General features: G+C 63.8%; 8 protein-coding genes. 1 reads left to right on the top strand and 7 read right to left on the bottom strand.

Annotation, left to right across the window (positions count from 1 at the left end; translation table 11 throughout):
* Positions 1-1,050, top strand: a 1,050-nt coding sequence (locus BLX42_RS12480; RefSeq protein ID WP_161871884.1) for a response regulator, incomplete at its 5' end; no start/stop codon positions are given.
* Positions 1,051-1,056: 6 nt separating this feature from the next.
* Here BLX42_RS12480 and BLX42_RS12475 read toward each other — a convergent pair.
* From BLX42_RS12475 to BLX42_RS12445, 7 genes are all read right to left on the bottom strand, one after another.
* A complete protein-coding gene (locus tag BLX42_RS12475; RefSeq protein WP_161871883.1) occupies positions 1,057-3,240 on the bottom strand; it encodes a response regulator in 2,184 nt (727 codons plus the stop codon).
* 105 nt (positions 3,241-3,345) lie between these two features.
* Entirely contained in the window at positions 3,346-3,909 is a 564-nt protein-coding gene (locus BLX42_RS12470; RefSeq protein WP_046785469.1) for an NUDIX hydrolase, read from the bottom strand.
* A 2-nt stretch (positions 3,910-3,911) separates the two neighbouring features.
* Positions 3,912-4,676, bottom strand: coding sequence for a GntR family transcriptional regulator (locus BLX42_RS12465; protein ID WP_012314143.1), 765 nt, complete (start codon positions 4,674-4,676; stop codon positions 3,912-3,914).
* 88 nt (positions 4,677-4,764) lie between these two features.
* On the bottom strand, positions 4,765-5,154 hold the full coding sequence (locus BLX42_RS12460; protein WP_012314144.1) for a carboxymuconolactone decarboxylase family protein: 390 nt from the start codon (positions 5,152-5,154) through the stop codon (positions 4,765-4,767).
* Between the two features lie 99 nt (positions 5,155-5,253).
* Positions 5,254-5,739, bottom strand: a complete 486-nt coding sequence (locus tag BLX42_RS12455; RefSeq protein ID WP_161871882.1) for a flavin reductase family protein — start codon at positions 5,737-5,739, stop codon at positions 5,254-5,256.
* A gap of 13 nt (positions 5,740-5,752) precedes the next feature.
* Positions 5,753-7,234, bottom strand: coding sequence for an aldehyde dehydrogenase (locus BLX42_RS12450; RefSeq protein WP_115275057.1), 1,482 nt, complete (start codon positions 7,232-7,234; stop codon positions 5,753-5,755).
* Positions 7,231-8,064: an alpha/beta fold hydrolase gene (locus BLX42_RS12445; RefSeq protein WP_046785467.1), complete on the bottom strand. Its 834-nt coding sequence runs from the start codon at positions 8,062-8,064 to the stop codon at positions 7,231-7,233. Before BLX42_RS12445 ends, BLX42_RS12450 begins: the two co-directional genes overlap by 4 nt.
* Between the last annotated feature and the right edge of the window lie 60 nt (positions 8,065-8,124).

The raw sequence follows: 8,124 nt of genomic DNA, 5'->3' as shown, positions 1-8,124 counted from the left end.
AACATGCTCACGCCTATCATCGCCTCTTTTGAGTTGCTGCGCCGGCAGCCGCACTCCGAACGTGCCCCGCGCCTGATCGACGGGGGGCTGCAGGCTGCCGAGCGTGCGCGCAATCTGGTCGGGCGGTTGCTCAGCTTTGCCCGCCGACAAACGCTCAAGCCACAGGCCGTGTCGTTGGCCGCTCTGGTAGAAGACATGCACGAGCTGCTGGCCCGATCACTGGGGCCGACAGTTGCCGTGCAGGTACAGATTGACCCAGCCCTGCCTGCAGTCCTCGTAGACCCCCATCAACTGGAACTGGCGCTGCTCAACCTTGCGGTCAACGCCCGCGACGCCATGGGCGACGGTGGCACCTTGAGGATCTGCGCAGGGCTTGAGGCCGACGGGCCCCCAAGGCCTGCGGGCCTCACTGAAGGGACGCTGGTGTGGCTGCAGGTTCGCGACAGTGGCAGTGGCATGGACGAAGATCAGTTGCGCCGCTGCGTCGAACCGTTCTATTCCACCAAAGGCGTGGGAAAGGGCACTGGTCTTGGCCTGCCGATGGTCCAGGGGCTGGCCGTCCAGTCCGGTGGCGGCTTCCAGATACGCTCGCAGCAAGGGGAGGGTACCGTTGCCACGTTATGGCTGCCGAGCAGCGATGTGGCTGCGGTGTGTCGTGACAGTGAAATGGCCGAGGTGCCGCTTGCCGACGGTGCACTTCGGGTGCTGCTGGTGGACGACGAGGAGATCGTGCGCCATGCCACAGCGCTGCAGTTGCGTGAACTGGGTTATCAGGTGACCGAAGCCGCCAGTGCCGCTGCAGCGTTGCAGCTGGTGGAGAAGGGCTGGTGGCCGGATGTTTTGGTGACCGATCATGTCATGGCTGATATGACCGGGGTGCGGTTCGCTCAACGGATGCGCGAGCGTCAGGCTGACCTGCCAGTGCTGATCATTACCGGCTACGCCAACCTGACACCGCGCGAACTCAAGGGCTTCGAGGTGTTGCGCAAGCCGTACCGGCGCGCAGAACTGGCGCAGAGTGTGGCGCGCTTGCTTACCGGAAAGCCTTGACAGCCATCAGGGCCCCAGCACCTTCCCAAGCAGCAGGCATACCTGCTCTGCCGAATAGGGCTTTGCCAGGAATGTGAACCCCTCGTGGCCGCCTTCGGCAATCGCGTCGCTGTAGCCGGAGGTGAGGATCACAGGCAATTGCGGGCGCTGGCGGCGTAGCTCGCGGGCCAGGGCCAAGCCGCCCATGCCGGGCATCATCACATCGGAAAATACCGCATCGAAATCTCCCGCCGCGCCGTCCAACGCCATCAAGGCCTCTTCCGCAGAGTTCACCCAGCTGATCCGGTAGCCGTGGTCTTCGAGGATCTGTGCGGTGAAAGTGCCTAGGTCCGGGTCGTCCTCCACCACCAATATTCTTCGCCGCGCGCCACTCACCAGCGGTTGGCTGGCCTCTGCGGCCGCATTGGCCTGCTCGGCAGGCTGTTCCACTTGTGGCAGGTACAGCGTAAAGGTCGTCCCTTGGCCCTGGATGCTGGCTACCTCTACATCTCCCCCGGATTGCTTGGCGAAGCCGAACACCTGCGACAGGCCAAGCCCTGTGCCTTCGCCGGGCGCCTTAGTGGTGAAGAACGGGTCGAAGATACGGTCGAGCAACTCGGCGGCGATGCCGACACCGCTGTCCACCACCGAGATGGCGGCAAACGGCCCTGGGTGCTCTTGATGATCGCGCTGGCCAGACATGCTTTGGTTGGGCAGCAGGCGCAGGTGCAAGGTGCCTTCCCCAGCCATGGCATCACGGCCGTTGAGCATCAGGTTGATCACTGCGGTTTCCAGTTGGCTGAGGTCGGCGCGGATGTGGCATGGCGTCGATGGCAACTCCAGTTTTACCTGGACCCGCGCGCCCGTAGCGGCATCAAGCATGTCGGCCATGGCCTGCAGGCGCGATCCGGCTTCGAGTACTTGGGGGCTCAATGCCTGACGGCGGGCGAAGGCCAGCAGCTGGCCGGTCAGCTTGGCGCCGCGGTCGACCGTGTCGGTCATGGTCTTGAGATAGCGTTCGCGACGGCTTTCGTCGAGGTTCGGCCGCTGCAGGAAGTGCAGTGACGAGCGAATGATCGTCAGCAGATTGTTGAAGTCATGGGCCACGCCACCGGTCAGTTGGCCGATGGCTTCGAGCTTCTGTGCCTGGCGCAGTACCGCTTCGGTATGCAACAGCTGAGCGGTGCGTTCTTCGACCCGGTGTTCCAGGCTGGCGTTGAGCGATTCCAGTGCGGCCAGCGCCTCGCGCACTTCGGCATGGGCCTGGACCCGCTGAATATGCGCCCAGCAACGTTCTGTCACTTCTCCGATCAGCGCCTGCTCGTAAGGCGACCACCGCCGTGGCGCCTTGTCGTGGATGGCCATCAGCGCGGTGAGTCGGCCTGCCTTGATCAATGGCATGCAGATGGTTGCGGTAATGCCAATGGCCTGAAAGGTGGCGGCTTCCTCACTGGGCAGCTCGCTCAGGTTGTCGGTTATAACCAGCGGCAGGCCATTGCGCAGTTTGCTGACCGCCAGTCGGCCAAAGTCGCCCAGGCGGTAGTGGCCCACCAACCGTGGCGAGCCGGGTGCTACAGAGTCGCCGCAGATGGTGAAGCCATCTTGGTCTGCATCCATCACGGCGTACGCACAGCTGGACAGCTGCAGGTGCTCGACCAGCATGCCGGTGGTGATGGTCATTACCCGGTCCGAGTCGGTGGCATTGGCCACCGCCCGGCCCAGGTCGTCCAGAAACGCCAGCCGCTGGTTGGTGACCACGCTGGCGGTCGTTTCGGTGACTGTGTCGAGCATGCCCACCACTTCGCCGTTCTGGTCGCGGATAGGGCTGTAGCAAAAGGTGAAGTAAGCGCACTCCGGGCCGCCGTTGCGGTCGATGGTCAGCGGGAAGTCCTCGATATAGACGGCTTCACCGCCCAAGGCGCGTTCGGCCATGGCCTCGATGTCGGCCCAGGCTTCCTGCCATACTTCGCGAAACGGCTTGCCCAACGCTTGCGGTTTTTTGCCAAGGATTGGCAGAAATGCGTCGTTGTGCAGGGTGAGCAGGTCTTGCCCCCAGAGAATTGCCTGAGGAAAGCGCGAGGCCAGGCACAGGGCCACGGTGGTCTTGAGTACGTCAGGCCAGGTCTCGATCGGGCCCAGGGAGGTGGTGCTCCAGTCGTGATTGCGAATGCGTTCGGCCATCAGCCCGCCGCCGTCCAGCCATTTAGCCATGTGTGCTCTGCCCATCCTTCTGCCGGGGATGATAAGGGTGCACCGAGAATAGCGGATTGGCGAGGGCTTTATGCAGCCTGCACCGGTGATGAGGCCGCAGCAGGCTCAACGAATGAAGTGCACCTTGCCGGTGTCGTCATTGCCCATGTAGATCCCGTACACCCCAGCCTGCCGCTCGAGGATGTAACGCTCGAGAATCTGCCGTATCGCCGGGTAGTAGATCTCTTCCCAAGGGATCTGGTCGGGTTCGAAGAACGTGTAGGTCAGCGTCTCGGGCCCGTACTGCCCGGTTTCCTCGGTAGCGATGGCGCGAAAGATGATGTACACCTCGCTGATTTTCGGCACGCTGAAGATCGAGTAGGGCGAGACGATTTCGGCACGCACACCGCTTTCCTCCCACACCTCACGCAGCGCTGCCTGCTCGGTGGTTTCGCCGGCCTCCATGAACCCGGCCGGCAATGTCCAGGTGCCTGGGCGGGGCGGGATCGCCCGCTGGCACAGCAGGTACTTGCCATCGCGCTCGATGATGCAGCCGGCGATGATCTTCGGGTTGATGTAGTGGACATAGCCGCACCCGGTACAGTGCAGGCGCTCGTGGGTGTCGCCGTCGGGAACGCCCCGGGCCAGTTCTGTGGTGCAGTGCGGGCAGTAGCGCGGGGCGTTGGGCATGGTCAGCGGCCTATGCGGGGTTCTATACGGGGTTCCTTGAGGGCCAAAGGCTCGACCATGTCGCGCACCTTGGTGTTGTCGTCCTGCTTCTGGCGCAGGTAGTCCAGCGCCACCTTGGCGGCGGCCCGCACATGATCGACCGAGGCCTGGTGGGCGACCAGCGGGTCGCCACTCTTGATGGCGTCGACGATTTTTTCCATTTCAAGGTTGCTGGCGCCACGGCGGTTTTGCTGCGACACCGAGGTGGCGCGCAGGTAGCTGATGCGGGCCTGCAGCTGGCGCAGCTGTTGCGCTGCGACCTGGTTGCCGGAGCCTTCGAGCAGCACTTCGTAAAAGCCTTGCACAGAGTCCAGCACCTGTTGCAACTCGCCTTCCTCGAGTGCCTCGCGGTTGACCTCCAGCGCCCGCTCCAGGGCCCGGATGTCCTTGGCTTTGGCATTGAGGGTGAACAACTGCACGATCAGGCCTTCGAGTACACAGCGCAGCTCGTAGATATCGCGGGCGTCTTCCAGGGTGATGATGGCCACGCGTGGGCCCTTGGCATCGGCGAATTCCACCAGGCCTTCGGACTCCAGGTGACGCAGGGCTTCACGCACCGAGGTACGGCTGACGCCGAGGCGGTCGCAGAGGTCACGCTCGACCAGGCGATCGCCCGGGAGCAGGTGGAAATTCATGATCGCGCCGCGCAGTTTGTCGAGCACGATTTCACGCAGTGTTACGGGGTTGCGGTTGACCTTGAAGCTGTCGTCGAGTGGCTGGCGTTTCATCAGGTGCGCTCTTTATGAGGCTGTTTCGCCAACATCGCGGAACACCCCGAACCGAGGTGCTCCCTGCAGTGGTTCGAACAGCCCGTTGTTAACGGGTTGACTCCGCATCGGCTTCGGCGAACGCCTCGCGGGCCAGGCGGAAACTGTCCACCGCCGCGGGCACGCCGCAATAAATGCCGACCTGGAGCAGGATCTCGCGAATCTGTTCACGGCTCAGGCCATTACGCAAGGCGCCGCGAATATGCAGCTTGAGCTCGTGGGGCCGGTTGAGCGCGGAAATCATGGCCAAGTTTATCATGCTGCGCTCTTTGAGCGACAAGCCATCGCGGCCCCAGACATGGCCCCAGCAGTACTCGGTAACCAGCTCCTGCAAAGGCTTGGTGAAGTCGTCGGCGTTCTGGATCGAGCGGTTGACGTAGTCCTCGCCCAGCACCTGCGTACGGATCTGCAGGCCTTTTTCGTACTTTTCGTTGCTCATTGCCTAGCTCCGAATCAAAAGAGGGGCCGCAACCAAGGGTGAGAGGGTCGCGCGGCCCCTGAAAAAGAAGTATCGGGCTGCGCAGCAGCCCCAAGGGCATCAGCCCAGCGGCGGCAGGGCGCCCAGTTTGCCTCTGTGATAGACCATCGGGGTCACCGGGTCAGCGGGCAGCACCAGGTTTTTCACCGCGCCGACGATGATCGCGTGATCACCGCCGTCGTATTCGCGCCACAACTCGCACTCGATGATCGCCGTGGCCTTAGCCAGCAGCGGGTTGCCCAGCTCGCTCAGGTGCCACGCGATGCCCTTGGCCTTGTCCTTGCCTTTGCCAGCGAAGGCATAGGCCTCGGCGGTCTGCTCGGCGGACAGCAGGTGGATCGCGAACTGCTTGCTGTCCCGCAGGATCGGGTAAGTATCAGAGGCGTAGTTGGGGCAGAACAACACCAGCGCCGGGTCTATCGACAGCGCACTGAACGCGCTGGCGGTGATGCCGACAATGGCGCCGTCGGCGTCCAGGGTGGTGACCACCGTGACCCCGGACGGGAAGGAGCCCATCACGTCTTTGTAGATGCCTGGTTCGATCATCGTGTATTACCTCTTAGCGCATCACAAACGGGTCGGGCATCGGCGCGGTGGACAGGTTGATCCACACGGTCTTCAGCTCGGTATAGGCCAGCACCGAATCGATGCCGCTTTCACGGCCGTAGCCGCTGTTCTTGAAGCCGCCGATCGGTGCCATGGCCGACACTGCGCGGTATGTGTTGACCCAGATGATCCCCGAACGCACGTCACGGGCCAGGCGGTGGGCACGGCCCAGGTCGCGGGTCCAGATGCCGGCAGCGAGGCCGAACTGCGAGTCGTTGGCAATGGCCAGGGCCTGTTCCTCGGTCTTGAAGCGGATGACCGCAGCGACCGGGCCGAACACTTCTTCCTGCATGATGGTCATCGAGTTGCTGTCGCACTCGAACAGCGTCGGCTCGTAGTACCAGCCTTCGCCCTCGACTTCGGCACGCTTGCCACCCATGTGCAACTTGGCGCCTTCAGCCTTGGCCGCAGCAACCAGGCCTTCGACCACGGCCAACTGCTGGGCGGTGGCCATCGGGCCCATTTCGCTGGCTTCGTCCTGGGGGTTGCCGATGCGGATGCGCTTGGCCCGCTCGATCAGGCGGGCAACGAACGCGTCGAAGATCTCGTCCTGTACCAGCAAACGCGAACCTGCCACGCAGCTTTGCCCGGAGGCGGCATAGATACCGGCCACGGCGCCGTTGATGGCACTGTCCAGGTCGGCGTCGGCGAAAATGATGTTCGGCGACTTGCCGCCCAGCTCCAGCGACAGTTTGGCGAAGTTTTCGGCACTGCTGCGCACCACGTGGCGAGCGGTGGCGGCGCCGCCGGTGAAGGCGATCTTGCGCACCAGCGGGTGGCGGGTCAGCGCAGCGCCGGTGCTGGGGCCGTAGCCGGTGACCACGTTGACCACGCCCGGCGGGAAGCCAGCTTCCAGGGCCAGGCGGGCCAGCTCGAGGATGGTCGCCGAGGCATGCTCGGAAGGCTTGAGCACGATGGTGTTGCCGGCGGCCAGGGCTGGCGCCAGCTTGATCGCGGTGAGGTACAGCGGGCTGTTCCACGGGATGATCCCGGCCACCACGCCGATTGGTTCGTGCACGGTGTAGGCGAACAGGTCCGGCTTGTCCAGCGGCAGGGTGCCGCCTTCGAGTTTGTCTGCCAGGCCCGCGGTGTAATGGAAGAACTCCGGCAGGTAACCGACCTGGCCACGGGTTTCGCGGATCAGCTTGCCGTTGTCACGGCTTTCCAGCTGAGCCAAATGTTCTTTGTTCTCGGCAATCAGGTCACCCAGCTTGCGCAGCAGTTTGCCCCGCGCAGTGGCGGTGATGCTGCGCCAGGCTTTGCTGTCGAACGCACGCTGGGCGGCCTGGACGGCCAGCTCCACATCGGCTTCATCAGCGTCGGGCAGTTGCGCCCAGGCCTGGGCGGTGGCCGGGTTGAGGCTGTCGAAGGTCTTGCCGCTCTGGGCATCGAGCCATTGGCCGTCGATGCACATCTGGAAACGAACGAGGGTCATGCAACAATCCCCTTGGCGGATTCGGTGAGGGTGCGGGCTTGGCTGAGGAAATCCAGAAGCATCTTGTTGACTTCACGGGGTGCCTCCACCGGCATCATATGCCGTTGCTCGGCGAGGACCACACTTTGCGCGCCAGGAATGCTGGCAGCGAGCTGGCGGGTCATGGCCGGGGTGGAGCCCGAGTCGAGTTCGCCGGTGGCGATCAGTGTCGGCACCTGAATGCTGCCCAGGTCACCAGCGCGGTACATGTCCTGGGTGGCGAACAGCGAGTAAGTGGTGTGGTAACCCTGCGGGTCGTTGCTAGCCAGTACCTGGCGAATCGCAGCGACCTGCGCCGGGTTGGCTGCCTTGTATTCCCGGCTGAACCAGCGGTCGAGCGCGGCGTCGACGTTGGCGTCGGGGCCTTGCTGGGCAGCCTGGGCCGCGCGTGCGATGACGCCGGCGCTCTGTTCCGGGCTGCGATTGAACACGCTGTTGAGTACCACCAGCGCAGACAAACGCTGCGGGTAGTTCAGGGCAAAGGCACGTGCGACCAGGCCACCCATGGAGAAGCCGATCACGGTCGCCTGGGCGATCTGCAGGTGGTCGAGCAGTTCTGCCAGCTGGGCGGCGTAGCCTTCCAGGCCAGTGTCGGCGGCAGGCAGTGCGCTCTGGCCATGGCCGAGCATGTCGTAGGCAATGACGCGGTAGTCGTTGGCCAGGCCCACGAACTGCCCGCCCCACATTTCCTTGTTCAGGCCCACGCCGTGGATCAGCACCACGGGTTGGCCCTGGCCTTGGGCCAGGTAACTGGTCCCGGCCGGTGTACGTTCAGCGACAGGCTGAATCATGGAGGGCGCTCCTTGAAGGTCGGGCGCGGCGGGTAAGCACGCCACGCCCCGGCCCGTCTT

The organism is Pseudomonas sp. SG-MS2 (genome assembly GCF_009933855.1).
Classification (GTDB): Bacteria; Pseudomonadota; Gammaproteobacteria; order Pseudomonadales; family Pseudomonadaceae; genus Aquipseudomonas; species Aquipseudomonas putida_E.
Note: the sequence above shows the minus strand (reverse complement) of the source record. Positions and strands in the feature narration are given on the sequence as shown.

Coding starts and splice junctions, on each gene's coding strand:
- BLX42_RS12460 (WP_012314144.1), bottom strand. CDS start 5,154: ATGAGCAACGAAAAGTACGAAAAAGGCCTGCAGATCCGTACGCAGGTG.
- BLX42_RS12450 (WP_115275057.1), bottom strand. CDS start 7,234: ATGACCCTCGTTCGTTTCCAGATGTGCATCGACGGCCAATGGCTCGAT.
- BLX42_RS12455 (WP_161871882.1), bottom strand. CDS start 5,739: ATGATCGAACCAGGCATCTACAAAGACGTGATGGGCTCCTTCCCGTCC.
- BLX42_RS12445 (WP_046785467.1), bottom strand. CDS start 8,064: ATGATTCAGCCTGTCGCTGAACGTACACCGGCCGGGACCAGTTACCTG.
- BLX42_RS12475 (WP_161871883.1), bottom strand. CDS start 3,240: ATGGCTAAATGGCTGGACGGCGGCGGGCTGATGGCCGAACGCATTCGC.
- BLX42_RS12465 (WP_012314143.1), bottom strand. CDS start 4,676: ATGAAACGCCAGCCACTCGACGACAGCTTCAAGGTCAACCGCAACCCC.
- BLX42_RS12470 (WP_046785469.1), bottom strand. CDS start 3,909: ATGCCCAACGCCCCGCGCTACTGCCCGCACTGCACCACAGAACTGGCC.